The sequence below is a fragment of the Arthrobacter sp. BGA-UO-ETr-C19 genome, from assembly GCF_059568005.1.
On the sequence record NZ_JCAQPC010000018.1, the window covers coordinates 284,207 to 309,431 of the forward strand.

At 66.6% G+C, this 25,225-nt stretch carries 23 protein-coding genes; 6 read left to right on the plus strand and 17 right to left on the minus strand.

Annotated features, from left to right (window positions below):
• Window positions 1-3: 3 nt before the first annotated feature.
• The 5 genes from AC57BR_RS11275 to AC57BR_RS11295 all read right to left on the minus strand — a co-directional run bounded on the left by AC57BR_RS11275 (window position 4) and on the right by AC57BR_RS11295 (window position 5,290).
• Window positions 4-1,227: a pseudouridine synthase gene (locus tag AC57BR_RS11275; RefSeq protein ID WP_496360493.1), complete on the minus strand. Its 1,224-nt coding sequence runs from the start codon at window positions 1,225-1,227 to the stop codon at window positions 4-6.
• A 107-nt stretch (window positions 1,228-1,334) separates the two neighbouring features.
• Window positions 1,335-1,964: an SMC-Scp complex subunit ScpB gene (gene scpB, locus AC57BR_RS11280; protein WP_496360495.1), complete on the minus strand. Its 630-nt coding sequence runs from the start codon at window positions 1,962-1,964 to the stop codon at window positions 1,335-1,337.
• Window positions 1,961-2,800: a segregation and condensation protein A gene (locus tag AC57BR_RS11285; RefSeq protein ID WP_496360497.1), complete on the minus strand. Its 840-nt coding sequence runs from the start codon at window positions 2,798-2,800 to the stop codon at window positions 1,961-1,963. Before AC57BR_RS11285 ends, scpB begins: the two co-directional genes overlap by 4 nt.
• 5 nt (window positions 2,801-2,805) lie before the next feature.
• Window positions 2,806-3,705, minus strand: coding sequence for a ParA family protein (locus AC57BR_RS11290; RefSeq protein ID WP_496360499.1), 900 nt, complete (start codon window positions 3,703-3,705; stop codon window positions 2,806-2,808).
• Window positions 3,706-3,949: 244 nt separating this feature from the next.
• The gene (locus AC57BR_RS11295) at window positions 3,950-5,290 is read right to left on the minus strand and encodes a cation:dicarboxylate symporter family transporter (protein WP_496360501.1); all 1,341 of its coding nucleotides are present in this window, start codon (window positions 5,288-5,290) and stop codon (window positions 3,950-3,952) included.
• Between the two features lie 140 nt (window positions 5,291-5,430).
• Between AC57BR_RS11295 and AC57BR_RS11300 the strand changes: the two genes are divergently transcribed.
• Both AC57BR_RS11300 and AC57BR_RS11305 read left to right on the plus strand, forming a co-directional pair.
• Window positions 5,431-7,167 carry a sensor histidine kinase gene (locus AC57BR_RS11300; protein WP_496360503.1) on the plus strand — a complete coding sequence of 579 codons (1,737 nt, stop codon included), beginning with the start codon at window positions 5,431-5,433 and terminating at the stop codon, window positions 7,165-7,167.
• Window positions 7,164-7,877, plus strand: coding sequence for a response regulator (locus AC57BR_RS11305; protein WP_003801835.1), 714 nt, complete (start codon window positions 7,164-7,166; stop codon window positions 7,875-7,877). Before AC57BR_RS11300 ends, AC57BR_RS11305 begins: the two co-directional genes overlap by 4 nt.
• 36 nt (window positions 7,878-7,913) lie before the next feature.
• Here AC57BR_RS11305 and AC57BR_RS11310 read toward each other — a convergent pair whose 3' ends face one another.
• Window positions 7,914-9,386 carry an HNH endonuclease signature motif containing protein gene (locus AC57BR_RS11310; protein WP_496360560.1) on the minus strand — a complete coding sequence of 491 codons (1,473 nt, stop codon included), beginning with the start codon at window positions 9,384-9,386 and terminating at the stop codon, window positions 7,914-7,916.
• 294 nt (window positions 9,387-9,680) lie between these two features.
• Here AC57BR_RS11310 and AC57BR_RS11315 point away from each other — a divergent pair, with 294 nt between their 5' ends.
• The 4 genes from AC57BR_RS11315 to AC57BR_RS11330 all read left to right on the plus strand — a co-directional run bounded on the left by AC57BR_RS11315 (window position 9,681) and on the right by AC57BR_RS11330 (window position 13,966).
• Window positions 9,681-10,337 (plus strand): GntR family transcriptional regulator, encoded by a 657-nt coding sequence (locus tag AC57BR_RS11315; protein ID WP_496360505.1) that lies wholly within the window; start codon window positions 9,681-9,683, stop codon window positions 10,335-10,337.
• A complete protein-coding gene (locus tag AC57BR_RS11320; protein ID WP_496360507.1) occupies window positions 10,330-11,850 on the plus strand; it encodes an MmgE/PrpD family protein in 1,521 nt (506 codons plus the stop codon). Before AC57BR_RS11315 ends, AC57BR_RS11320 begins: the two co-directional genes overlap by 8 nt.
• The gene (gene prpB, locus AC57BR_RS11325) at window positions 11,851-12,756 is read left to right on the plus strand and encodes a methylisocitrate lyase (RefSeq protein ID WP_496360509.1); all 906 of its coding nucleotides are present in this window, start codon (window positions 11,851-11,853) and stop codon (window positions 12,754-12,756) included.
• 70 nt (window positions 12,757-12,826) lie between these two features.
• Entirely contained in the window at window positions 12,827-13,966 is a 1,140-nt protein-coding gene (locus AC57BR_RS11330) for a bifunctional 2-methylcitrate synthase/citrate synthase (protein ID WP_496360511.1), read from the plus strand.
• Window positions 13,967-14,072: 106 nt separating this feature from the next.
• On the opposite strand, the gene AC57BR_RS11335 is transcribed toward AC57BR_RS11330, so the two are convergent.
• From AC57BR_RS11335 to AC57BR_RS11385, 11 genes are all read right to left on the minus strand, one after another.
• Window positions 14,073-15,593 carry a hypothetical protein gene (locus tag AC57BR_RS11335; protein ID WP_496360513.1) on the minus strand — a complete coding sequence of 507 codons (1,521 nt, stop codon included), beginning with the start codon at window positions 15,591-15,593 and terminating at the stop codon, window positions 14,073-14,075.
• 1 nt (window position 15,594) lies between these two features.
• Entirely contained in the window at window positions 15,595-16,119 is a 525-nt protein-coding gene (locus tag AC57BR_RS11340) for an RNA polymerase sigma factor (protein ID WP_496360515.1), read from the minus strand.
• A gap of 75 nt (window positions 16,120-16,194) precedes the next feature.
• Window positions 16,195-16,686, minus strand: a complete 492-nt coding sequence (locus AC57BR_RS11345) for an 8-oxo-dGTP diphosphatase (protein WP_496360517.1) — start codon at window positions 16,684-16,686, stop codon at window positions 16,195-16,197.
• A gap of 54 nt (window positions 16,687-16,740) precedes the next feature.
• Window positions 16,741-17,769 carry a site-specific tyrosine recombinase XerD gene (xerD, locus tag AC57BR_RS11350; protein ID WP_496360519.1) on the minus strand — a complete coding sequence of 343 codons (1,029 nt, stop codon included), beginning with the start codon at window positions 17,767-17,769 and terminating at the stop codon, window positions 16,741-16,743.
• Window positions 17,769-18,431, minus strand: coding sequence for an NUDIX domain-containing protein (locus AC57BR_RS11355; RefSeq protein ID WP_496360521.1), 663 nt, complete (start codon window positions 18,429-18,431; stop codon window positions 17,769-17,771). Before AC57BR_RS11355 ends, xerD begins: the two co-directional genes overlap by 1 nt.
• Before the next feature lie 32 nt (window positions 18,432-18,463).
• Window positions 18,464-20,221 (minus strand): CTP synthase, encoded by a 1,758-nt coding sequence (pyrG, locus tag AC57BR_RS11360; RefSeq protein WP_496360523.1) that lies wholly within the window; start codon window positions 20,219-20,221, stop codon window positions 18,464-18,466.
• Window positions 20,222-20,317: 96 nt separating this feature from the next.
• On the minus strand, window positions 20,318-22,057 hold the full coding sequence (gene recN, locus AC57BR_RS11365) for a DNA repair protein RecN (RefSeq protein ID WP_496360525.1): 1,740 nt from the start codon (window positions 22,055-22,057) through the stop codon (window positions 20,318-20,320).
• Window positions 22,058-22,060: 3 nt separating this feature from the next.
• The gene (locus tag AC57BR_RS11370) at window positions 22,061-23,086 is read right to left on the minus strand and encodes an NAD kinase (protein WP_003801861.1); all 1,026 of its coding nucleotides are present in this window, start codon (window positions 23,084-23,086) and stop codon (window positions 22,061-22,063) included.
• A 13-nt stretch (window positions 23,087-23,099) separates the two neighbouring features.
• Entirely contained in the window at window positions 23,100-23,912 is an 813-nt protein-coding gene (locus AC57BR_RS11375; protein WP_496360527.1) for a TlyA family RNA methyltransferase, read from the minus strand.
• Between the two features lie 2 nt (window positions 23,913-23,914).
• Window positions 23,915-24,220 carry a hypothetical protein gene (locus AC57BR_RS11380; protein WP_496360529.1) on the minus strand — a complete coding sequence of 102 codons (306 nt, stop codon included), beginning with the start codon at window positions 24,218-24,220 and terminating at the stop codon, window positions 23,915-23,917.
• A gap of 9 nt (window positions 24,221-24,229) precedes the next feature.
• The gene (locus AC57BR_RS11385; protein ID WP_496360531.1) at window positions 24,230-25,222 is read right to left on the minus strand and encodes an HAD-IIA family hydrolase; all 993 of its coding nucleotides are present in this window, start codon (window positions 25,220-25,222) and stop codon (window positions 24,230-24,232) included.
• Between the last annotated feature and the right edge of the window lie 3 nt (window positions 25,223-25,225).

Consider the following 25,225-nt stretch of genomic DNA (forward strand, 5'->3'; position numbering starts at 1 on the left):
CCCTTACAGCCCCACGGATGCCAGCAGGTGGCCGACTTCCTGCTTGCCGAGGTTGCGGATGCTTCCCTGGCGCTGGTCGCCCAGACCGATGGGGCCTACCTTGACGCGCACCAGGCGCAGCACCGGGAAACCGACGGCGTCGAACAGGCGCCGGACAATGCGGTTCTTGCCGGAGTGCAGGACCACTTCGATCAGCACGTGGCCGGGGGTAGAGTCCACCAGCCGGAAGGAGTCGACCGACGCGAAGCCGTCCTCGAGTTCGATACCGTCCTTGAGCTGTGCGCCGATGCCCTGCGGGAACGGCCCGCGGACCTGGACCAGGTAGGTCTTGGGGACCTCGTAGGACGGGTGGGTCAGCCGGTTGGCCAGCTCGCCGTCGTTGGTCAGCAGCAGCAGGCCTTCGGTGGCAACGTCCAGGCGCCCGACATGGAAGAGCCGTTCACCTTGGTTGTTGCGGATGTAGTCGCTGATGCACGGCCGGCCTTCGGGGTCCTCCATGGTGGAGACCACGCCCTTGGGCTTGTTGAACACCATGTAGACCAGGGTGTCATCGAGCTGAATGCGCAGGCCGTCCACGTGGATAACGGCGGTCTTGGGGTCGACGCGCACGCCGAGCTCGGTCACGACCTTGCCGTCGACCTCCACACGGCCCTCGGCGATCATCTCTTCGCAGACGCGGCGGGAGGCGACGCCGGCGGAGGCCATGACCTTCTGCAGGCGGACGCCGTCGGCGTCGTGGACTTCGGACTGCGGCACCTCGGCGCGGGGACCGCGCGAGCGGGAGGGCCGGCGGACCGGCCCGAGGCTCTGGCCGAAGCGTTCGCTGCCGAAGGCACGCGAACCCGCTGCCTTGGGGGCGCCCGACTTGGGCTTCAGCGCGCCCGGGGTGCCGGGGGCCTTGTTCGCTCCGGGCTTCCGGGCAGCGGCGGCCTTGCGTGCGCCGGCCTTGGGTGCACCGGTCCTGGACGCGGGGGCCTTGGAGCCCGGCTTCCAGTCGCCTGCGGGCCGGCGGCCGGCTGGCGCCTCGTCCGGATCGACGAAGCGCTCCTCGCGTGGCTTCGCCTTGTAGGTGCGGTCGCCGAACGGGCGGTCGCCGCCCTTGGGGAAGTCACGCTTCCCGGCGCCCGCCCCGCGGGCCTGTGCTGCTGCGCCGCGCGGCGCGTTGCGCTCCGGACCTTTACGTCCGGAGCTGTTACGTGGTGAACCCTGGCGTCCCGCCTGTGTCATGACCCGTCCTCTGTGATTTTTGACCGGCAAAGATTGTCCAAAGACAACACTAGCCAGCCGTGCAGATTAAATCTGCCCTGGTAAAAACTGCTTCGCAGGCGTGCCGCCTACATTCTTCCGGCGTCGTAGAACTCTTCGATTCCTTCAAGCCCCGGAAGGTGCGGTGAAAGCTGAGGCAACTCAGCCACCGAGCCGATTCCCATGCGCTCAAGGAAATACGACGTCGTGCGGTACAGGACAGCGCCCGATTCCGGATCTGTTCCGGCATCCTCGACCAGCCCGCGCTGGGTCAGCGTCCGCACAACAGAGTCCACGTTGACTCCGCGAATTGCAGACACCCTTGCCCTGGACACCGGCTGCCGGTAAGCGATGACGGCGAGTGTCTCGAGCGCCGCCTGGGTCAGCCTGGCTGTCTGCCCTTCCAGGACGAAAGTACCGACGACGTCGGCGAATTCGGCCCGCGAGTAGATGCGCCAGCCCCCGGCGACATTCCGCAATTCAAAACCCCGGGGGCTGGAAGCGACTTCATGCTCAGGTCGATTACTGCCAGTTTCCATATCCGGGGCTTTAACAGTATAGCCGTCATAATCACGCTGCAGGTCCAGCAGCAGCGCCTCGACGGCGGGCACCGTCAGGTTGAGTCCTGCCGCGAGGTCGGTGGCGGAAGTGGGCTCATCCAGCACCATCAGTACCGCCTCAAGCGCGGCGCGTTCCCGGCCTGCCATTGAATCCGTCATTGCCACTCCTCGTATTCCTCGCTCAGGTGCTCCCCGGTCCATCCGCCGCCGGCCGCTGTCCAGCGCACGGTCAGGTCGCCAAGCGGCGCCACCTGGTCGAAGGCCACCACCTGGTCCCTGAACAGTTCCAGGAGCGCCAGGAAGCGCGCCACCACAACCAGCGTGGATTCGGCGTCGGCGATCAGGGCCCGGAATGTCAGGGGCCGGCCGTCCTGCAGCCGCAGGCCGATCAACTCTGCCTGCTCGCGAACGCTCACCGTGCCGCCGTGCAGGTGGGCCACACCGACCTCCGTCGGCGCCGGGGCCTTGGGCTTGAGCGCGGCCTCGGCCAGCGCCGCGAACTGTTCGGGGCTGTGCTTCCAGACGAGCTCCGGCAGCATCGCGGCGAAGTGTTCCTCGAGGGCAACCTGCCGTGGATAGCGCCGGGACTCCAGTTCCAGTGTGGCGTCCATCAGCGCGGCGACCTGTTTGAAGGCTTTGTACTGCAGCAGCCGGGCAAAGAGAAGGTCACGTGCCTCGAGGAGTGCGACGTCGTCGTCGTCCTCCACCTCGCCTGCGGGCAGCAGGCGCGCTGCCTTCAGGTCCAGCAGCGTGGCCGCGATGACGAGGAACTCACTCGCCTCGTCAAGGGCCCACTCCTCCCCCAGCTCCTGGAGGTTCCGGATGTACCGGATGAACTCGTCGGTGACCGTGGCAAGCGCCACCTCGGTGATGTCCAGCTGGTGTTTGGAGATCAGCCCCAGCAGGAGGTCGAACGGGCCGCTGAAGTTGGCCAGGCGTACTTCGAAGCCGGACCGCCTGGCCTCGGCGGGGGGCGCTGCCGGCTCTGCGGTCATGCGGGCTAGGGCGCGCCGCCGCGCGAAATCAATTCCTTGGCGAGGCGGCGGTAGGCATCGGCACCAATATGGCTTCCGGCGTAGCTCGTGATGGGCTCGGCGGCCACGGTGGCGTCGGCGAACTTGATGGAGCGCTTGATGACGGTTTCGAAGACCTTGTCCCCGAAGGCTTCCACCAGGCGGCTGATGACCTCGCGGCTGTGCAGCGTGCGGGCGTCGTACATCGTGGCCAGCACGCCGTCCACCTGCAGCCGCGGGTTGAGGCGGTCTTGGACCTTGTCGATGGTTTCGACCAGCAGGGCCACCGCGCGCAGGGCAAAGAACTCGCAGATCAATGGAATGATCACGCCGTGGGCCGCGGTCAGGGCGTTGACCGTGAGCAGGCCGAGGGAAGGCTGGCAGTCGATGAGCACGACGTCGTACTCGTCCTCGACCTTCTTCAGTGCCCGGTCGAGGACCTGCTCGCGGGCCACCTCGTTGACCAGCTGCACTTCAGCCGCGGAGAGGTCGATGTTGGCGGGCAGCAGGTCCACGTTCTCCACGCCGGTCTGGTGGATTGCTTCGCGGATGTCGATCTTGCGGTCCATCAGGACGTTGTAGACGGTCAGATCGAGTTCATGGGGGTTGACACCGAGCCCGGCGGACAGTGCACCCTGTGGGTCGAAGTCCACAAGGAGCACGCGTCGGCCGTATTCGGCCAGCGCTGCGGCAAGGTTGATGGTCGAGGTGGTCTTGCCCACCCCGCCCTTCTGGTTAACCATGGCTATGACGCGGGCCGGTCCATGGGAGGACAGCGGCGCGGGCTCCGGAAAATCGCGGTGGGGGCGGCCTGTGGGACCCATGACGGCGTCTTCCAGGTCAAGTTCCGTGCCTTCCAGAGTTGCTGAACCCTGTTCGCTGCTCACGTATCAATCCACACTTTCGATGACGGTGATTTTTTGCCGCTGTCTGCCAGCGCCCCTGCTACTTCCACCCCAAGGCTACAGCGCCCGACACGGCATTTTATGGACCTTGACTTTTGATGGCGTTTGAGCCTTTACCTTGTACCTGAAGTCGAAGGTTGGTGTTGGACGGCAAGAAACCGCCCGCACAGGCCGGGCCTGTGCGGGCGGTTTCGCTCCAGTTGTATGGTGCCGGAGGCCTTAGACCTTATGCCTTGGCAGGTACAGCGGGCTCGGCGGTCTCGCCCAGGCCACGGTGGTGCGCCACCATGGTCTGCTCGTCGAACGGTTCCTCGCCGGACAGCACCCGGTTGACCTGTTCGCCGTCGACCTCCTTGACCCAGGTGCCGACCAGCAGGGTGGCGACGGCGTTGCCGGTGAAGTTGGTCAGCGCACGGGCCTCGGACATGAAGCGGTCGATGCCAACGATCATGCCGACGCCGCCCAGGAGTTCGGGCCGGTGGGCCTGCAGGCCGGCAGCCAGCGTGGCCAGGCCCGCACCGGTGACGCCGGCCGCGCCCTTGGACGCGATGATCATGAAGATCAGCAGGGAGATCTGCGCGCCGAGGTCCAGAGGGGTCCCCATGGCGTTAGCCACGAAGAGCGATGCCATGGTCAGGTAGATGGCCGTGCCGTCCAGGTTGAAGGAGTAGCCGGTGGGGACCGTCACGCCGACAACCGGCTTGGAGACGCCCAGGTGCTCCATCTTGGCGATGAGGCGGGGCAGCGCGGCTTCGGAGGACGACGTCGAGAAGATCAGCAGGTATTCGCGGGCCAGGTACCTCATCAGCTTGAAGATGTTCACACCGGTGACAACCTGCAGCAGGCCGCCGAGGATGACGACGATGAACAGCGCACAGGTGATGTAGAACGCGATCATCAGGGTGAACATACTCACGATGGCCTGGAAGCCGGTGGCGCCAACGACGGCGGCGATGGCACCGAAGGCACCCAACGGGGCAAGCCACATGATCATGATCAGGATGCGGAAGACCAGGGCCTGGCCGTGGCCGATCGCCTTCAGGATCGGCGCGCCCTGGGGGCCCATCCTCTGCAGCGCGAAGCCGACGAGGATGGCGGCCAGCAGGGTGGGAAGCACCGGAATGTCTCCGGGAATGATGCCCAGGAGGAAGTCAACGGTGCTGTCCGTGGCTGCCTTCTTGTTGGGGTCGTACGGCGCGAGCTCCAGCCCTTCACCCGGGTGGATGATGTTGCCGACGACGAGGCCGATCGCCAGGGCGAAGGTGGACATGACTACGAAGTAGCCCAGTGCCAGTCCGCCGACCTTGCCGACGGTGGCCGCCTTGGCGATGGAGCCGATGCCCAGCACGATGGTGCAGAAAATGACCGGGGCGATCATCATCTTGATCAGCTTGATGAAGCCGTCACCGAGGGGCTTGAGTGATTTTCCGACCTCGGGGAACAGCAGTCCCACCAGAGCGCCGAGAATGACCGCGGCGATAACCGCGATATACAGGTAATGGGACTTGTCGAGTCCCTTACGCTCGGCTTTGGCCGGCGCTGCCGACTCTCCTCGTTGAGAAGCCATCTTGTCTCTCCTTATGGATAATCTGGAAGACGCTTCGGCACAATCTCTGGGCTCTGCGCGTCGGTCCTTTGTGATTTCCATCATTCGCCACAGAGTGACTTGGCTCACCGTTGCGTTCATATTGGTCATGGGAGGTGTTGATGATCCACCGCTGGAGCATCGCGAGGCGGCTGTTCGTGGCGAACCTGCTGTTCATGCTGGCCCTGACGGCCATAGTCGGGACTGCCGTCTTCGTGGACGCCCGGGACCATGCCTACGAGGAGGCCGGCCGCCGGATGGGGGCCCTGGCGACGTCCATCGCCGATAACCCTCTTGTCCTGCAGGCCGCCGGCACCGGAAATCCCTCGGCACAGCTCCAGCCCTACGCGCTGAAGGTCATGGCCGACTCCGGGGCGGACTTCATCACCATCATGGCGCCGGACCGGACGCGGTGGACCCACCCTCTGGACGAGGAGCTGGGGCGCCCCTACATCGGCTCGATCGAACAGGCTCTCGAGGGCCGTGTGTTCACCGAAATCACCGCCGGAACGCTCGGGCCGTCGGTGCGGACGATTGCCCCGGTGAAGGACGCCCGCGGTGGGGTCCGCGCGCTTGTGGCGGCCGGCGTGACTGTCAACACGGTGGACGTGGCCGTGTCCGGCAGGCTGCCGGCGCTGCTGGCTGTATCCGGATCCCTGCTGGCAGGCGGATCGCTGGCGTCATGGTTTCTTGGCCGCTACCTGCGCCGCGTTACCAGGGGGTGGGGACCCGAGCAGCTGGCCCAGCTCTTCGCCTACTACGAATCAGTGCTCCACTCGGTCCGGGAAGGTGTTGTCCTGATAGACCCGGCCGGAAGGGTGGTGATCTACAACGACCAGGCGGCCGAACTGCTGGGCCTGGAACCGCGGGAAGCGGAGGACGACCATGCTGCCACCCCGCTGCTGGCGGACCTGCCCCTGGCCCCAAGTCTGAAGAGTCTTTTTGAATCGGGGCGCACGGCCCACGACGAAATCCACCTCACCCATGACGGCGTACTGGTGGTTAACCAGCGCCCTGCAGTGGGACCGGGAACATCCGCCGGCCGGCAGCGCGGCCCGGTGTTCGGCACCGTGGCCACCATCCGCGACCGCACGGAGATCGAATCCCTGGGAACGGAGCTCGAGAGCATGCGGACGCTCTCCGATGCCCTCCGGGCGCAGACCCACGAGCATGCAAACCGGCTTCACACTATGGTCTCCCTGATGGAACTGGGCCGGACTGATGAGGCCCTGGATTTTGCCACGAAGGACCTCGAGCTGAGCCAGCAGCTGACGGACGACGTGATCGGTTCGGTCCAGGAGCCGGTGCTGAGCGCCCTGGTCATGGGCAAGGCGGCCGAGGCCCACGAGCGCGGCGTGGAGCTCGTGGTCGAAGCGTCCGGACCGCCCCTCGGCGGAGAGCTGGCTGTACAGGACCTCGTCACGGTGCTCGGCAATCTGCTGGACAATGCCATCGACGCCGCTGCCGAGGCTCCCGCACCCAGGCGGGTGGAGCTGCTGGTGGACACTTCGAGCGGCAGCCTGGAAATAACAGTGCAGGACACCGGCAAAGGCATAGACCCAACAGCTGTGGACGACGTATTCCGCTACGGTTTCAGCACCAAGACGGCCGGGCCGTTCGGGCGGGGCCTCGGCCTTGCACTGGTGAAACAGGCCGTCCAGCGCCTGGCCGGTACCATGACCATCAGCAACTCCAGCACCGGCGGGGCGCGCTTCCGCATCGCACTCCCGGCCAGCAGCGCTGCCAATTCATTGCCCCCAGACACCTTTCCGCCTGGCACCTTGCCGTCAGGCACATTCCCGTCAAGCACATTCCCGTCAAGCACGGCCACATCGAGCCTCCCGGAGGAGCACACGTGACAGACATCCGAGTCCTCGTCGTCGAGGATGAGCCCGTCGCAGCTGCGGCACATGCCGCCTACGTGGGCAGGGTGGACGGCTTCACGCTGGCGGGCACGGCTCCGGACGGCCAGTCGGCGCTCCGGATGCTCACCGAGTTCTCCGCCGCCAGCAGCCCGGTGGAGCTGGTTCTGCTGGACATGAACCTGCCGGACCTGCATGGCCTCGACATCGCCCGGCGGATGCGCTCCGCCGGGCACTTCGCCGACATCATTGCCATTACAGCTGTTCGGGAGCTGGCGATTGTCCGCAGCGCCGTCTCCATCGGCGTCGTGCAGTACCTCATCAAACCGTTCACTTACGCGACGTTCGCGGACAAGCTGGAGAGCTACCGGCAGTTCCGTGAACAGCTGGCGGGACCGGAGGCGGGGTCGGCGAAGGCAGCGGCATCGCAGAGCGATGTGGACCAGGCCTTCGCCAGCCTGCGGGCACCGTCCGAGCTTCCGCTGCCGAAGGGCCTGGCCCCTTCAACGCTCGACGCCGTCCGCGACTTTATCAAGGAACAGCCCGGTGCCGTCTCGGCCACCGAAGTCATGACTGCCCTGGGCATGTCGAGGGTAACTGCGCGGCGGTACCTCGAGTACCTCGCCGACGCCGGTACGGTGTCCCGGACGGCGCGGTACGGGGCTCCGGGCCGTCCCGAGAACGAGTACCGCTGGTCCCGCGCCTGAGCCTAACGGGGACCTTTGTAAATGGGAGACGCGCCCTTAGGCGGCCGCGGGTGAGGACCAGTCGGGCCAGGGGTCCAATGGCAGCGGTGGCTCAAGGCCCCCGAGGTCGCCGGGCTCGTCCCACCAGTCCTGATCGGGTGGTGGTTCGGGCCAGGTGGGTGGTTCCCAGTCCTGTTGTTCCGCCGGGTAGGACCGTCCCGCGGGTGAAATCCAGGCCGGCGGGCTCTCCCGGGTCGCGCCGACCGGTCTCCACGCCGAGGTGTGTTTCAGGCGGTGGTGCTTGCGGCAAGGCTGGCCAAGGTTGGTGGCGCCGGTGCCGCCGCCGTGGGCCCAGGCCAGGATGTGGTCGGCGTCGTTGTCCAGGGAGTGGTTGTTACAGCTCGGGAACGTGCAGCGCGCGTCCCGGAGCCGCAGCCATTGGCGCATCGGCTTCGTCAGTCGGTAGCTGGTGCGTCCGATCTCCAGCGGCGCCCCGTCCCGCGGGTCGGTCAGCACCCGCAGGAACGATCCACCGCCGTCGGCGACGAGCCGGCGGGCCATCGACGGCGGGATCGGCCCGTACCCGTCCAGCGTGGCCGGCTCCTCCGTCTGTCCGAGCAGTGAGAACACCGGAACCGTGACCAGGACCTGAGCCCGTGGAGACGGCACATCACCGACCGGGGCAGAACCTGCGGGTAGGGAGCCTGAGGCCGCTCCGTCGACCCCCTGGGCGGGCGTGAGCAGCCAGCCGGCGGCCACATCCGCCCGGAGCTGGGTCAGGGTCCTGGGTTCTGCCGGGCCCTGCAGGGCCCGGGCGGCGGCGGTGGCGCGGTCCCAGATCCCGGCGGCCTGGTCCGCGGGCAGATAGGCCGATAGCCAGGCCATGCCGTCCCGGTCCGGTATATACTCCAGCCGCCGGTCCTTCGCACTCTTGGTGTGGCGGGTTTCGATGCTGACCGGGTGGTGCCGTTCCCGCCAATACCGTGCCTTGGCCCGGAACCTGCCCGGCACCAGCTCCCCGGCAAAACAGCCCCGGGCAAACCCCGGAGTTTCCGGGTCGAGGAAGTGGGCTTCCAGGGCCGCCGCCGCGGCGGGCTCCAGGTTGGCTGTTTCATCACACATCACCCGAGCGTGCTGAAACGAAATCCGCCCTGACCCCAGCGCGGTAAGCGTCACCGGCCGCTCGGTGGTCAGGGTGTGGGCCTCACACAGCAGCGCACCGGCGCTGCGTTCGCTCACGGTCAGGGCACCGGCGACCTCAGCAGTGACGGACATCTCCCGCGCCGTGCCCGCCTGGGGCGAACTGGCCGGAACGGCCAAAGCCTCATCCAAGGTGGAGTACCCCGCGGCCAAACGCACCTTCAGAGCCGCCAGCCGGGCCTCCAACCTGCCCAACTCAGCCAAACCGTCCAAACACGCATCCGCCCGATCCCGCAGCGGATCACCCGCAGCTGGATCCAGACCCTCACGAGGATCAACACCGTCAGTCCCGGCGGCCCCACGGACAAAACGGCCAGCACAGCAACGCAGGACTCAACGCCCTCCCACGTCTCCACAACTGCCCTGCCATCCATACCCAAAGCATGACAGGGGGGTGTGACAAAAACGCCTGAGCGGCTGGTCATGGGTCCGGCTTATCCACCCAGTATCCAATCAGCAGATCAGCAGAAAATGCCTCCTTTATTGCACCCCACGCTTATAGGCGCAGGCTCTGGCTTATGTATACATAACCGTCCTTTCAACACTAAAAACTGGCTCACACCTAGGCAAACTCGCCTTCCATGTATACACTCAAGTTAGATCGAGCTGAGCAAAGGAGGCGGCATGCGCGCGAGCGACAGGGCCTACGCGGCATTGCGTGATGACATCATCGAATGGCGCCTCCTCCCCGGCACGGTACTCGCAGAAGTGGAGCAGTCCGCCAGGCTGGGAATCTCCCGGACGCCGCTCCGAGAGGCATTGAGCCGGCTCACGTCGGAAGGCCTGACGACGGCGGGCGGCCGCGGCGTCGTCGTCACCGATATCTCGCTGGACGACATCGACGAACTGTTTGAGCTGCGCGAAACCCTTGAGGGGAGAGCTGCCGCATTGGCGGCCCAGCGCGGCGACGCCGACGTCTTCCGGGGCCTGCAGGAAGAACTGCAGGCAGCCCCTGCACTCATCAGCGGCGCCGATCCCACCCGCCACGACTACTACGAACTCGTCGGCCGCCTGGATGCTGCCATCGACGCTGCCATCTCCAACTCGTACCTCGCCCAGGCCATGCGAAGCCTGCGCGTCCACCTGGTCCGGGTCCGCAGGCTGGCCGCTGACGACCAGGCCCGTCTCACGGCGGCCGCGGCAGAACATGCTGCAATCGCCGAAGCGATAGCGGCCGGCAACCCCCGGCTGGCCGAGGCGGCCACCACCGTCCACCTGCACCGCAGTCTTTCCCACGTCAAAGCCGTCCACACATCCGCCCAGAAGGAGTCCCATGGTTAAGGAACACCACGTCCGCGTCTACAAGAGTGAGGAAAACCTCCCGCGCGAACAGCAGCTCGCCCACAAGATCGCCGTGGTGGCAGCCGACCCGGTGGCCGTTTCCGACGACGTCACGGACATGGTCATCAACCGGATCATCGACAACGCCTCCGTGGCCGTCGCCTCGCTGAACCGCGCCCCCATCGTCGCGGCCCGGGCACAGGCCCTCACTCATGGCCCTTCCACCGGCGGCAAGGGAGCCAAGGTCTTCGGCATCGGCGAACGGGTCTCCCCGGAGTGGGCAGCGTGGGCCAACGGCGTTGCCGTCCGCGAACTGGACTACCACGACACCTTCCTCGCCGCGGACTACTCACACCCCGGCGACAACATTCCCCCGATCCTGGCCGTCGCCCAGCACGTGGGCTCCAGCGGCAAAGACCTGATCCGCGGCATCGCCACCGGCTATGAGATCCAGGTGAACCTGGTGAAGGCGATCTGCCTGCACAAGCACAAGATCGACCACGTCGCCCACCTCGGCCCCGCGGCAGCCGCCGGCATCGGCACGCTTCTCGGACTGGATGTGGAGACCATCTTCCAGTCTGTCGGCCAGGCCCTGCACACCACCACCGCCACCCGCCAATCCCGCAAGGGCGAGATCTCCACCTGGAAGGCCCACGCCCCGGCCTTCGCCGGCAAGATGGCCGTCGAAGCGGTGGACAGGTCCATGCGCGGCCAGACCTCCCCCGTTCCCATCTACGAGGGCGAGGACGGCGTCATCGCCTGGCTGCTGGACGGCCCGGACGCCTCCTACCAGGTCCCGCTCCCCACTCCCGGTGAGGCCAAGCGCGCCATCCTGGACACCTACACCAAGGAACACTCCGCCGAATACCAGGCCCAGGCCTGGATCGACCTCGCCCGCAAACTGAACAGGGAACACCCCGAGGCCACCGATCCGGCGAACGTGAAATCCGTCCTGATCAAAACCAGCCACCACACCCACTACGTCATCGGCTCCGGCGCCAACGATCCGCAGAAGTACAGCCCCACCGCCAGCCGGGAGACCCTGGACCACTCCATCCCGTACATCTTCACGGTCGCGCTGCAGGACGGGTCCTGGCACCACGTGGACTCCTACTCCCCCGAACGCGCCGCCCGGGCTGACACGGTGGAGCTGTGGCAGAAGGTATCCACCGTGGAAGACCCCGAGTGGACCCGCCGCTACCACTCCCTGGACATCTCCGAGAAAGCCTTCGGCGGCTCCGTGGAAATCACCCTCACCGACGGCACCGTCATCCGGGACCAGATCGCCGTGGCCGACGCCCACCCCCTCGGCGCCCGCCCGTTCACCCGCGAGCAGTACGTCAACAAGTTCCGCACACTGGCTTCCGGACTCGTGACGGAGGATGAAATCGAAAGGTTCCTCTCCGCCGTCGAACGCCTCCCGGAACTGGCCGCAGGCGAACTGGACCAGCTCAACATCGCAGCGGCCCCCGGCGTCATCGACTTCAGCGCCGCGCCCAAGGGGCTGTTCTAGATGCTGTACGCAAAGACCACGCCGGAGCAGAAACGCCTGAAGCTCAGGCAACTGCTGGCTTCCGGAACCATCCAGCAGTTCCCCGGAGCGTTCAACCCCCTCTCCACCCGGCTGATCGAAGAGAAGGGCTTCGCCGGGGTCTACATCTCCGGCGCCGTCCTCGCCAATGACCTCGGCCTGCCCGACATCGGCCTCACCACCCTGACGGAGGTGGCCACCCGGGCAGGACAGATCGCCCGGATGACCGACCTGCCCGCCATCGTGGACGCCGACACCGGCTTCGGCGAACCCATGAATGTGGCACGGTCCGTCCAGGAACTCGAAAACGCCGGGCTCGCCGGCTGCCACATCGAGGACCAGTTCAACCCCAAACGCTGCGGCCACCTCGACGGCAAAAACGTCGTGGACCTTGACACCGCCACCAAACGCATCCGCGCCGCAGCCGACGCGAGGAGGGACCCGAACTTCCTCATCATGGCCCGCACCGACATCCGCGCCGTGGAAGGACTGAACGCAGCAAAGGAGCGGGCAAAGGCCCTCGTCGAGGCCGGCGCCGACGCGATCTTCCCGGAAGCCATGGCCACGCTGGAGGAATTCCAGGCCATCCGGGACGCCGTGGACGTGCCGATCCTGGCCAACATGACCGAGTTCGGCAAAAGCGACCTCTTCACCGTCGACCAGCTGCAGGCCGTGGGCGTGAACATGGTGATTTATCCGGTGACCCTGCTCCGTAGTGCCATGGGGGCAGCTGAGCGTACGCTGGACTCAATCAAGGCTGACGGAACGCAGGAGGCACAGGTAGGGAGCATGCTGACGCGCGCGCGGCTGTATGACCTGGTGGATTACGAGGCCTACAACCGCTTTGACACCGGCGTCTTCAACTTCCGGATCCCCGGAACGGACTGACGCCCAAATCCCCGCAGGACCACCGGCCGGTCCGGCCGGTAATCGGACGCAAGGAACGAAGGAGTTCAGCATGGCTGAAGAAGAGATCAAGAAAGGCCTCGACGGCGTGGTGGTGGACTACACCGCGGTCTCAAAGGTCAATCCCGAAACGAACTCACTGCTGTACCGCGGCTACCCCGTCCAGGAGCTCGCCGCCACCCGCAGCTTCGAAGAGGTCGCATACCTCCTGTGGAACGGCGAGCTGCCGTCCTCCGGCGAGCTTGCTGACTTTACGGCCCGCGAGCGCGCCGGACGGCCGCTGGACCCCGTGGTCAAGCAGGTGATTGATGCCCTCCCGACGACGGCGCACCCCATGGATGTCTGCCGCACCGCAGCATCGGTGATGGGCGCCCGCCACGAGCTCGCGGAGGATTCCTCCCGCGAGGCCAACATGGCAAAGGCCCTGGACCTGTTTGCCGCAATGCCGGCCGTGGTGGCGTACGACCAGCGCCGCCGGCGCGGGCAGGACCCCGTGGAGCCCCGGGATGACCTCGGCTACTCGGCCAACTTCCTGTGGATGACGTTCGGTGAGGAGGCCGTTGCCGAGGTGGTGGAGGCCTTCAACGTCTCCATGATTCTCTACGCGGAGCACTCCTTCAACGCCTCCACCTTCGCCGGGCGCGTCATCATGTCCACGCTTTCGGACCTCCATTCGGCGGTGACCGGAGCCATCGGTGCACTCAAGGGACCACTGCACGGCGGCGCCAACGAAGCAGTCATGCACACCTTCGACGAGATCGGAATCCGGCCCGAGGAGTCGCTCGAGGAGGCCGCCGACCGCGCCAAGGCATGGATGGAGAACGCCCTGGCCCAAAAGAAGAAGGTCATGGGCTTCGGCCACCGGGTCTACAAGCACGGTGATTCCCGCGTACCCACCATGAAGGCGGCCCTCGACAAGATGATCGCCCACTTCGGCCGGCCCGAACTGCTGGGCCTGTACAACGGGCTCGAATCGGCCATGGATGAGGCCAAGGGCATCAAGCCGAATCTCGACTACCCGGCCGGCCCCACATACCACCTCATGGGCTTCGACACGAACATGTTCACGCCGCTCTTCGTCGCCAGCCGGATCACTGGCTGGACAGCCCACTTCATGGAGCAGCTGAACGCGAACTCGCTCATCCGCCCGCTGAGTGCATACAACGGTCCGGACGAACGGCACGTGCCGTAGTTCCGGTTCTTCAACGCGCACGCCTGTAACGCGTACGACGCCGGGCCGGTCACCATTGTGGAGTGGCCGGCCCGGCGTCGTTTATTTCTGTGTCCTTTTTGCCGAGTCAGGAGTTTATCTTCAGGCTTTGGATCATGGCCTTCAGTTTCCTGTACTCCGGAGTCTCCAGGTAGGCCCTGGCCTCGGCCATGCTGGCGAATGCCGACCCGTTGGCACTGCTTCCGGCACCAGTGCCCGTGAAGGACAGGATGCCTCGGGGAGTGCCAGTAACCACCGCAATCAGCTGGCAGGTGTCCTGCACAGGGCTACTGTCCTTGTCCACCAGCCCCACCTGATAACTGACACCTTGGCCTGCAGGGGTACGGTCCAGGACGCGGTAGGAGAAACGGACTCCCCGCTGGACAGCCCAGTCTGCCGTGAGGGATGACGAACCTGTGTCCAATTCGGTCATGGTGTACTTCTCGTTCGGGCACGCACCCCCGAGGCCACCGGCAGCGACGTGTTGGAAATTCGCCACGGTCCTACCCGCTTCGTCGGACACCGTGATTCCCGAGCCCTGCTTCTCGGGCGTTCCAACAGGGACATCCTCCGCGGCCCAGCCCTGCGGGAGGACGAAACTGGCCTTCCCGTCCTGGCTGACGAAGCGCGGGCTGGTGGCCGTATTGACCGGCTTTAGTGCCAGAGAGATCAGCATGCGCTTGACGTCCCGGTACTCTTGCGTCGCCATGTAGGCTTTGGCCTCGGCAACCGAGTCAAACGTGAGCGGAGCACCCTGACCGTCGGACGTGAGCCAAACGGTATCGCCAAAATGCGCGAACGGGACGTTGTCCGGGCCGAGGATGCCGTTGTATAAACCGCACGTCGTGGGCTGAGGAGCCAAATCTCCATCAGCCAGGGCGAGGGACCCATAGACCTTGTCTCCCTGGATCACACGGAAGACAAAGGCCGACGGACCCTGAGGGTGTTCCCTGAGCTTGGCGGGTTTCTGCGAAATGTCGACAACCACGGAGTCGAGGGTCTGGTACGGCTTCGGTGCAGGGCACACCGGGCCACCCGTGACGTCGTAGACCAAGCCCAGGGTGGACACGGTCTTTCCGGCGGCATTCTTCACCTCGACGATGTTGTAGGAACCCCCGTCGATGGTTTGCGGCATCTGGGACACCGTCCATCCCAGCGGGTGTTCGAAGGTGGCCTGGCCGGTGGCGTCCGTGAAGGTGGTCCACGTGGCTGCGGCCGCAGGAGGAGTTGGCTTCGGTGTCGGCGTCGGCGTTGCTGTCGCGGTCGGTGTCGCGGAGGGCGTAGCCGTCGGAGTTGGTGTTGCCGACGCCGTTTCAGACGGCGACGGTACTACGGTGCCCGCGGGTTCAGGAGCCGATACCAGCGGACCAAGGTTCGTCGCCACCAGAACACCGGCGGTCACCGCCGCCGCAGCCAAGGTCAGCACACCGGCAACGCGCGCCCGCCGCCGTTTCCGGTCCTCGAACCGCAGTACTTTCGCCGGCAGGCTGTCCGTGAACATCGGGGCCCCGGCGGCAACCCGCCGAAGGGCCGCATCGGCGTCGGGCACCGCGGCAGGATCATTGCGGAGCGGGTCTGACCCGGAAATCAGGTTCTTGATCGGATCCATCTCATGCACCCATCTTCTGTGTGACGGAGTTGTGTTTGTTCGCCCCCGGGGTCACCGGCATTTGTTTGCGGAAGGCGGCCCGGGCACGGTGCAGGCGGACCTTGGCAGCAGCTTCGGTGCACTGCAGAACGCCGGCGATCTCCGCCACGCTCAGCTCGTCCCAGTAGGCCAATTGCAGGATGTCGCGCTCACTGTCGCGCAGCGCGGCCATGGCGTCGTGGACTGCCAGGTCCTCGGACTCCGCACCGGAGCGGAGGCTGGCGGACGCCCGGAGTTTTGCCTGCAGGGCCACGAATCGGTCGCGGCTCCGGTAGGCATTTCCAATCAGGTTCCGCGCCACTGTCAGCAGCCAGGCGATGTCCGCGTGCGGCTCGTCGTACCATTTTTGCCATACGACGCGGAACACGTCCGCTGCGAGCTCTTCTGCGAGCTCGGGCGATTCCACCCGTCGGCGCACATATCTGTAAACCCGCGGATAGCTGTCCCTGTGAACGGCGATGAACGCCAGTTCGCGTTCCGAATCCACGTATCCCCCAAACGTAAGAAGTTGTGTCCCTGACCAGGCAGGCTAACCGTTTAGTTTCCGGCAGGGAACGGGCGGTTACACGGCCCGGTAAGAATATTCGGCGGACGCCACGGTCTCGTTGTCCTCATTCAGGGTGATGACGGCATCGACGACGTTCCCTGCCAGCGCCAGCGGCAGCCAGTGCTCCGCATCCTGCCACATGCGTTCCAGTGGAAGGGCGGAAATCCGGAACCACTCCGGAATGATCTCGGTGCTCTCGACTGGCTCACCGGCCCACCGGCGGGACGTGAACAGGCGGGTGGACATGTTCCAGTCAGGGCGTGCGGGAAAGATGAACTCCACTTTTCCCGCGTCGAACAGGTCCTCCTCATAGACCACGACGCCGGCCTCTTCCAGCACCTCCCGGCAGGCCGCCTGGGCATCGGTTTCGCCGGCCTCCACGTGCCCGCCCAGCCCGACGATCTTGCCCGTTCCGAAGCCTGTCCTCTTCAGGCCCAGGAGCACCTCAGGCCCTGACTCCGGGCGCTCCCGTAGCAGGAAGCAAAGGGTGACCGGCACGGAAGTCATGCAGACCAGCCTAGCGGTGCCGGCGCGGTCCGCATGTCGATCCCTGGGCTGGGATTATCCCAGTGCCCGGGGATGCGCAGCGGCGTAGACCTCCCGCAGCGTGTCGGCGGTGACGAGGGTGTACACCTGCGTGGTGGTCACCGAGGCATGCCCGAGCAGTTCCTGGACCACGCGGACATCCGCTCCGCCTTCGAGCAGGTGGGTGGCGAAGGAGTGCCGGAGCGTGTGCGGGGAGACGTCCTTGGTGATGTTGGCCTTGTCCGCGGCGGCCTTCAGGATGGTCCAGGCGCTCTGCCGGCTGATGCGCCCGCCCCTGGCGTTGAGGAACAGCGCCGGGGTGCCCTTGCCCTTTCCCGCGAGCAGGGGGCGGCCCCGCACCAGGTAGGCATCGAGGGCGCGGGCCGCGAATGAACCGAGCGGCACGAGACGTTCCTTGGAGCCCTTTCCAAACAGCCGGACGATGGCCGGGCCGGATTCGGCCGCCTGCACCGAGAGATCGTCGACGTCCAGGCCTACGGCTTCACTGATCCGGGCACCGGTGGAATACAGGAATTCGAGCAGCGCCCGGTCCCGGAGGCCGGTGGCGGTGTCAGTACCGGCGGCTTCCAGGATCCTGGTGACTTCCTCCACGGTGATGGCCTTGGGCAGCCGTTTGCCGGGCATTGGCGGGTGGACATCGCTGGCGGGGTCCGCCGTCGTCGTCCCTTCCAGCGCCCAAAAGCGGTGCAGTCCCCGGACCGCCACTACGGTCCGCGCCGCAGACCGCACCCCCAGCGGAGTGCCGCCGTCGGCGCCGTCGGAGAGCGCCTGGGCAAAGCCCGTCACGTGGTGGCGGGTGATGTCAGCCGGGCTGCTGAGGCCCTGCCCGGCTAGGTACGCCGAATAACGGGCGAGGTCGCGGCGGTACGCGGACAATGTGTTGGCTGCGAGACCCCGTTCGACGCCCATGTGCTGGAGGTAGTCGGTCACGCCGCGGTCAATCGCGGTGCGAGGCCGTTCCGGCGGCGCCGTTTCCCCGCCATCTGCCAGCTTGGGTGCCACCGTGTCCGGAGATTCCTCCGGCGCCGCCGTGTCCGTGGACATCAGCGCTGGCTGGGGTGCGCCGGCCAGGGGGCATCGCCCGGCCGCAGTCCGCTGAAGCCGTCCGCTTTCGCGGCGGCCGCAGCAAGAATTCCGACGACGGCGGACGGGTTGTGCAGGCGTCCCTCCAGCACCGCCGCAACGGCATCCTCCAGCGGGATCCAGTGCAGCTCGATTTCCGCTTCTTCGTCCGTGCGGACGTGAAGTTCGTGATGCGGGACCTCGGTAAGGCCGCGGGCCAGATAGATGCGGATCGCCTCGCTGGAGGATCCGGGTGAATTGAAGAAGTCCACCAGGACGTTCCAATCGCTGGCGATCAGGTCCGCTTCCTCGGCGAGCTCCCGCCCGGCGCCCACCACGAAGTCCTCGCCCTCGACGTCGAGCAGACCCGCGGGAATCTCCCACAGGTCCATGCCCACCGGGTGGCGGTACTGCTTGATCAGCAGCACCTCGCCGTCGTCGTTCATGGGGAGCACAGCGACGGCCCCGGGATGCTCGATGTAGTCACGGACGAGGGGGTCGCCCTCGGCGGTGAGCTTGAAGCTGTCGCTGACAACGTCCCAGATCCGGCCGTTGTAGACCCGTTCCCGGGAGAGCAGACGGCGCGGGCTCGGCGCATCCGAAACCTGCCGGCCAGCAGGGGTGTTTTCAGACTTACCGGGCATCGCGCCGTCCTTACTCTATGGGTGCTGTGAAATTACTCTGCGGTGGCTTCGCCGGAGCCGGCCGCGGCTGGCTCGAAACCGGTTCCGCCGCTGCCCCTCTGGTGGTCCAGGGCGGCCTTCACCAGGCCGGCAAAGAGCGGGTGCGGCCGGGTGGGCCGTGAGCTCAGTTCCGGGTGCGCCTGGGTGGCAACGTAGTAGGGGTGGACCTCGCGCGGCAGCTCCACGTATTCGACCAGCTTGCCGTCCGGCGACGTGCCGGAGAACACCAGGCCCTCGGCAGCAATCTGCTCGCGGTACTTGTTGTTCACCTCGTACCTGTGGCGGTGGCGTTCGCTGACGGTGGTCTTGCCGTAGGTCTCGGCGATGACCGAGCCCTCGTCCAGCTTGGCCTCGTACAGGCCGAGGCGCATGGTGCCGCCGAGGTCGCCGCGGCCCTCGACGAATTCGAGCTGCTCTTCCATCGTGGCGATGACCGGGTACTTGGAGTCCGGCTCGAATTCGCTGGAGGAGGCACCCTCCAGGCCGACGACGTTGCGGGCGTACTCGATGACCATGCACTGCAGGCCCAGGCACAGGCCCAGCACGGGCAGCCGCGATTCGCGCGCAAACTTCAGGGCGCCCAGTTTGCCTTCCAGGCCGCGGATGCCGAAGCCCCCCGGAACGCAGATGGCGTCCACGCCCTCCAGGGAACGCACTGCGCCTTCGTGGGTTTCGCATTCGTCGGACGGCACCCAGCGGATCTTGACCTTGGCGTCGTTGGCGAATCCGCCGGCGCGCAGGGCCTCGGTGACGGAGAGGTAGGCGTCCGGGAGGTCGATGTACTTGCCCACCAGGGCAATCTCGACCTCATGCTTGGGGTTGTGCACAGCTTCGAGGAGCTTGTCCCAGCTGGTCCAGTCGACGTCCTTGAACGGCAGGTCCAGCGCCCGGACGATGTACGAATCCAGGCCCTGGGTGTGCAGGGTCTTGGGGATGTCGTAGATGCTCGGAGCGTCGGCGGCGTTGACCACGGCGTCGATGTCGACGTCGCACATGCGGCCGATCTTCTCACGCATGGCGTCGGGGACTTCGCGGTCCGAACGGATCACGATGGCCTCCGGCTGGATGCCGATGGAGCGGAGGGCAGCCACGGAGTGCTGCGTGGGCTTGGTCTTCAGTTCCTGCGAAGGACCGATGTACGGGACCAGCGAAACGTGGAGGAAGAAGACGTTCGTCCGGCCGATGTCCTGGCGGACCTGGCGGGCGGATTCGAGGAAGGGCTGCGACTCGATGTCGCCGACGGTGCCGCCGATCTCCGTGATGATGACGTCCGGCGCGTTCTTGCCCTCGGCGGGAAGCCGCATCCGGCGCTTGATCTCATCGGTGATGTGCGGGATGACCTGGACGGTGTCCCCGAGGTACTCGCCGCGGCGTTCCTTGGCGATGACCGTGGAGTAAACCTGGCCAGTGGTCACGTTGGCCGAACCCTCGAGGTTTTCGTCGAGGAAGCGCTCGTAGTGTCCGATATCGAGGTCGGTTTCAGCACCATCGTCTGTGACGAATACCTCGCCGTGCTGAAAGGGGTTCATCGTGCCCGGATCCACGTTCAGATAGGGATCGAGCTTCTGCATAGTTACTGACAAGCCGCGTGCCCGCAGCAGGTGGCCGAGGCTGGAGGCCGTCAGTCCCTTGCCTAGCGAGGACGCCACACCGCCGGTGACGAAGATGTGTTTGGTCGTCTTGGACGAGCCCGGGAACCGGGAATTTACACGGGAATTTGATCGCTGCACCACGGAATTCGAGCCTATCATCAATTGAGCCTTCCACGGATCGGGTATGCGTCCCCAAAGGCTTCAGTTTTCCCTGTCCGTACCTTCCCGGCAAGGGCTGCCGGGGCCATCACCGGATCAGGCCTGCTGCGGCAGGAGCTTTGCGTCGTCCAGAAGCTCCTGGGCATGCGCCTGGGCCGTTTCGGAGTCCTCCTGCCCTGCCAGCATCCGGGCAAGTTCCCTGACGCGTTCGGCCTCGTCCAGGAGCTGGACGTCGCTGGAGGTGAAGCCCTTGGCGGTGGAGCCGTCGGAGCCGCGCACCGAGGTCTTTGTCACACGGATGTGCTGGTCGGCAAAGGCTGCCACCTGCGGCAGGTGCGTGACCACCAGGACCTGGACATGGCGGGCCAGCATGGCCAGCCGCCGGCCGATCTCCACCGCGGCGCGGCCGCCCACGCCGGCGTCCACCTCGTCGAAGACGAACGTGGGCACGGGGTCCACCGCCGCCAGCACCACCTCAATGGCCAGCATGACCCTGGAGAGCTCACCGCCGGAAGCGCCCTTACCCAACGGCCGGGCGGGGGCGCCGGAGTGCGGCTGGAGCAGGAAGGAGATCTCGTCCGCGCCGTGGGGACCCAGCTGGGCTGCGGCCTCGATGGTGATCACCATCGTGGCGTCGGCCATGGCGAGGGCCTTCAGCTCGGCGCTGACCCGGGCGGAGAGGTCCTTCGCGGCCTTGGCACGGACCTTGCTGATGGCCGCGGCCTGCTTCTTCAGCTCCGCGCCGGCCCTGGCCACCTCGGCTTCCAGGTTTTCGATCCGGGTCGAGTCGCCCTGCAGTTCGTCAAAGCGCGCCCGGGCGTTCTCGGCCCACTCGAGGACCTCGTCGATGCTCGGCGCGTACTTCCGGACCAGCTTGGCCAGGGAGGCCCGGCGTTCTTCGATTTCGGCCAGGCGCTCCGGCCCCTCCGAGTCCAGTCCGGCCTGGTAGCTGGCCAGCTCAGTGGCGATGTCGTTGAGCAGGAACCCGACTTCGGCGAGGCGGGCGGCTGCTGAACCGAGTTCCTCGTCGTGCTCGGCCACGTGTTCCAGGGTCCGCTTGGCCGCGTCCACGAGCGACGTGGCGTCGCCGGCCTCGCCGAAGTCCTCGGCGATGAGGGCCTGGTGCGCAGTGGTGGCTGCGATGCGGAGTTCCTCGACGTTGGCCAGCTTCACGGCTTCGGCCTTCAGGGCCTCGTCCTCCCCCGGCTGCGGGTCCACGGCATCGATCTCCGCCAGCGCAGCTTCCAGCGACTCTGCCTCGCGGAGCCGCTCGCGCTCCGCGCTTCGGAGAGAGTCCAGCTCGGCCTGGCTGGATTTCCAGGAGCTGTAGAGGTCCTGGAATCCGCCGAGCGTCGAGGCCAGCCCGTCCCCTGCGAACTTGTCGAGGGCCTCGCGTTGTGCCGTTGCGCCCTTGAGCCGGATCTGGTCCGTCTGCCCGTGCACCACCACGAGCGACTCGCCGATTTCGGCCAGCACCCCCACCGGGGCGGCACGGCCGCCGAGGAAGGCCCGGCTGCGTCCGTCGGCACCCAGGCGCCGCGACAGCAGCAGTTCCGCGCCGCCGTCGAACTCCTCGACCTCAGCACCGGCATCCCTGGCGCGTTGCAGGGCGAAGTGGCCGGATTCCAGCTGGACCACCGCTTCCGCCGAGGCGCTCTTGGCGCCGCTGCGCACAGCGCCGGCATCCGAGCGGGCTCCCAACAGCAGCCCGACGGCGGTGACCACCATGGTCTTGCCGGCACCGGTCTCGCCCGTAACCACGCTGAGCCCTGGGCCCAGCGGCAGCGTGGCGTCGGTGATGACGCCGAGATCGCGGATTCTCAGTTCTTCAAGCATGGTTCACTTTTCAGTCGGAGGATCGGATTCTGAACCAGGTTCGTACGGCCGGAGGCCCGAGGGCGGCGCCATGGTCCGGGGCGTGCGCACGATCGGCACGGGACCGGTATGGACCTGCTCGGACTGTGGCACGGGGCCGCGCCAGCCATGGATGGGGAGTTCGAACTTGCGGACCAGCCGCGCCGAGAACGGCGTCTGGTGCGTGCGGGCCAGGCGGACGGGGGTGGTGGACCTGGTGACCTCCACGCGGGCGCCGGGAGGCAGATCCACGGAGCGCCTGCCATCACACCACAGCACGCCCAGGGCGTCTGTCCGGTTGAGCACTTCGACGGCGAGCCGGGACCGGGGCGAAACCACCAGCGGCTTGGCGAAGAGGGCATGGGCGCTGATGGGAACAATGAGAAGTGCTTCCACCTCGGGCCAGACGACGGGGCCGCCGGCCGAGAACGCATAGGCGGTGGACCCGGTGGGCGTGGCCAGCACCACGCCGTCGCAACCGAAGGAGGTCAGCGGACGCTCGTCCACCTCGGTGACCAGTTCGAGCATGCGCTCCCGGTCGCCTTTTTCGATGGCGGCCTCGTTCAGTGCCCAGGTGTGCCAGATCTTCTGGCCGCGGACCCAGACCTGGACATCGATGGTCATGCGCTCCTCCACCGTGTATTCACGGCTGGCGATCCATTCGACTGTCTGGGCGAGGTCCGCACGCTCGCTCTCGGCGAGGAAGCCGACATGGCCGAGATTCACGCCCAGCAGCGGCACGTCCACCTCGCGGACCAGTTCGGCCGCCCGCAGGATGGTCCCGTCCCCGCCAAGCACCATGACCAGTTCCACGTCCGGAAGCTGGATATGGTCGTGGAGGATTTCGACCGGCTGGTCCATGGCGCCGAAGAAGCCCTCCATGTCGCCCAGTTCGGACTTCTGCATGACGGGGATGATGCCGGAGGCGTGGAGCTGGGCGCACGCCTCCCAGGCCGCCTTTAGGGATTCCTCGCGGCCGGTATGGGCAAGTACCAGTACACGCCTGCTCATCGGGTTCCGCTCTCTAGTGGTTCGGCCAGATCTTTCCCAACAACGCAGCCACCGCTGCGTCCCGCTCTTCGATCTTAGGCAAGTCTTCGGACATTCTTTGCGTTATCCACAGGAAGTATTCGACATTTCCGTCCTGGCCCGGCAAGGGGCTGGTGGCCAGCCCCCGCAGTTCCAGGCCAGCGTCGAGCGCCGCCCCCGCCACTTTACCGACAGCCAGGCGCCGTTCGCGCTCGGAGGTGACCACTCCCGTGCGGGCGAGCCGCTCCTTGCCGATCTCGAACTGCGGCTTGACCATGAGGACCAAGTCTCCACCCGGAGCGGTGCAGACTGCCAGCGGGGCCAGCACGAGCGTCAGGGAGATGAAGGACAGGTCGGCAACCGTAAGCCCGGCCCGGCCGCCGATCTGGCCGGGATCCATGTAGCGGACGTTCAGCCCCTCATGGACGCTAACGCGCGGATCGCTGCGGAGCTGCGGCACCAGCTGGCCGTGCCCGACGTCGACTGCCACCACGTGCGCGGCTCCCCGCCGCAGCAGGACGTCGGTAAAGCCGCCCGTGGAGGCTCCGGCGTCAAGGCACCGTTTGCCGCCGACGGCGACCTCGGGGAACGCGTCCAGCGCGCCGGCAAGTTTGTGTCCGGCCCTGCTGACGTAAGCGTCCGACGCGTCTTCCGCGACGCTCAGTTCACGGTCGTCGCCGACCTGCAGCGACGCCTTGGCGAGGACGTCGCCTTCGGAGGACACCTTGCCTTCGGCGATCAGCCGGGCCGCGTGCGTGCGGGACCGCGCCAGTCCCCTGCTGACAAGCAGTTGGTCGAGTCTGGGCATGGTCAGGCGGCACCCGGACCATGCCGAGGCTTTTCACGCGGCTCCTCGTTCTGCGGCTCCTCGTTCAGGGCTTCCAGCAGGGCATCGTGCATGTCTGCATAGGCGGCGGGGTGCTCCGAAACCGGGAGGCCGGGGACCTCGCGGACAGCGTCCAGGATGGCCAGCACCGCGGGATCTGCGACGCCGGCTTCAGCTGCGCGGCGACCGGCAACGGTCAACTCCGGCCAGGCGGCGCCTGGCACTGAGGTGTCCGGCACTGAGGCGTCCGGCACTGGACCGTCCGTCGCGTCGTTGTTCAACTCGGGCATGGCACCAGTCTATTGATCCAGCCACTCGATTTCGGGAGCCGTGGCGGCGTCGGCGTCGGGCCGGGCCGCCCACCACGCGGCACACGCCGCCCGCCACGAGTCGAGGTCGTCCTTGCGCCCGGCGATGCGGATAGCGTCTCCGGCCACGGTTGCGGTGGCGTTCCCGCAACGGAACGTCCCGCCGTCGTTATCAATTTCCGGATAGGCCTCATAGAGGCCGGCCAAGTCCCGGATGATGTAGCGGGGCCGCTCCTCAGTCCGGGCCGCCAGCATTGTTTCCAGGGTGTCGACGCCGGTCAGCACGGCCACCGTGGCGAAGCCCGCCCGGTTGCCACCCAGGATGTCCGTGTCCAGCCGGTCGCCGACCACCAGCGGCCGGTCTGACGACAGCCTCTTGGCAGCGGCATGAAACAGCGGAGCCTCCGGCTTGCCGGCCACGAGCGGCCGCCGGCCGGTTGCCGCGGCCACGGCGCCCACCAGGGTTCCGTTGCCGGGAGCCATCCCGCGGGCCTGCGGGATGGACATGTCCGTGTTCGTGGCAACCCACAGCACGTCCGCGTCGGCCAGGACGAAGGACGCTTCCGCGAGCTCCTTCCAGCCGATCGCAGGGTTGAAGCCCTGCACCACGGCCACTGGTTTGTCCTCCGCACCGTGAACTGGCTTTAGGCCAACAAGCTCAACTTCGTGGGCAAGCGCCGGGCTTCCGGTAATCAGGACGGCAGCGCCCGGGGACAGCAGGGACGCCAACAGGTCCGCCCCGGCCTGGGAGGAGCTCACCACCTGCTGGTCCTCGGCGGGGGCGCCAAGCTCACGAAGGTGGGCGGCCACCTGTGCCGGCGTGCGGGAGGCGTTGTTGGTGACGTACCCCAGGCCGACGCCCATCCCGGCCAGCCGCTGCAGGGACTCCACAGCTCCGGGGATGGCGTGCGGGCCTGCGTAGACCACTCCGTCCAGATCGGACAGCAGCGCGTCGAACCGTGAAATCAGTTGTGCATCGCTCATGTG

Bases quoted from the DNA above. Each gene is read 5' to 3' on its own strand.
- AC57BR_RS11300 (WP_496360503.1), top strand. From the start codon at position 5,431: ATGATCCACCGCTGGAGCATCGCGAGGCGGCTGTTCGTGGCGAACCTG.
- AC57BR_RS11285 (WP_496360497.1), bottom strand. From the start codon at position 2,800: ATGACCGCAGAGCCGGCAGCGCCCCCCGCCGAGGCCAGGCGGTCCGGC.
- AC57BR_RS11355 (WP_496360521.1), bottom strand. From the start codon at position 18,431: ATGCCCGGTAAGTCTGAAAACACCCCTGCTGGCCGGCAGGTTTCGGAT.
- scpB (WP_496360495.1), bottom strand. From the start codon at position 1,964: ATGACGGATTCAATGGCAGGCCGGGAACGCGCCGCGCTTGAGGCGGTA.
- AC57BR_RS11385 (WP_496360531.1), bottom strand. From the start codon at position 25,222: ATGAGCGATGCACAACTGATTTCACGGTTCGACGCGCTGCTGTCCGAT.
- xerD (WP_496360519.1), bottom strand. From the start codon at position 17,769: ATGTCCACGGACACGGCGGCGCCGGAGGAATCTCCGGACACGGTGGCA.
- AC57BR_RS11335 (WP_496360513.1), bottom strand. From the start codon at position 15,593: ATGGATCCGATCAAGAACCTGATTTCCGGGTCAGACCCGCTCCGCAAT.
- AC57BR_RS11320 (WP_496360507.1), top strand. From the start codon at position 10,330: ATGGTTAAGGAACACCACGTCCGCGTCTACAAGAGTGAGGAAAACCTC.
- AC57BR_RS11275 (WP_496360493.1), bottom strand. From the start codon at position 1,227: ATGACACAGGCGGGACGCCAGGGTTCACCACGTAACAGCTCCGGACGT.
- prpB (WP_496360509.1), top strand. From the start codon at position 11,851: ATGCTGTACGCAAAGACCACGCCGGAGCAGAAACGCCTGAAGCTCAGG.
- AC57BR_RS11370 (WP_003801861.1), bottom strand. From the start codon at position 23,086: ATGAGCAGGCGTGTACTGGTACTTGCCCATACCGGCCGCGAGGAATCC.
- AC57BR_RS11315 (WP_496360505.1), top strand. From the start codon at position 9,681: ATGCGCGCGAGCGACAGGGCCTACGCGGCATTGCGTGATGACATCATC.
- recN (WP_496360525.1), bottom strand. From the start codon at position 22,057: ATGCTTGAAGAACTGAGAATCCGCGATCTCGGCGTCATCACCGACGCC.
- AC57BR_RS11345 (WP_496360517.1), bottom strand. From the start codon at position 16,686: ATGACTTCCGTGCCGGTCACCCTTTGCTTCCTGCTACGGGAGCGCCCG.
- pyrG (WP_496360523.1), bottom strand. From the start codon at position 20,221: ATGATAGGCTCGAATTCCGTGGTGCAGCGATCAAATTCCCGTGTAAAT.
- AC57BR_RS11295 (WP_496360501.1), bottom strand. From the start codon at position 5,290: ATGGCTTCTCAACGAGGAGAGTCGGCAGCGCCGGCCAAAGCCGAGCGT.
- AC57BR_RS11380 (WP_496360529.1), bottom strand. From the start codon at position 24,220: ATGCCCGAGTTGAACAACGACGCGACGGACGGTCCAGTGCCGGACGCC.
- AC57BR_RS11375 (WP_496360527.1), bottom strand. From the start codon at position 23,912: ATGCCCAGACTCGACCAACTGCTTGTCAGCAGGGGACTGGCGCGGTCC.
- AC57BR_RS11330 (WP_496360511.1), top strand. From the start codon at position 12,827: ATGGCTGAAGAAGAGATCAAGAAAGGCCTCGACGGCGTGGTGGTGGAC.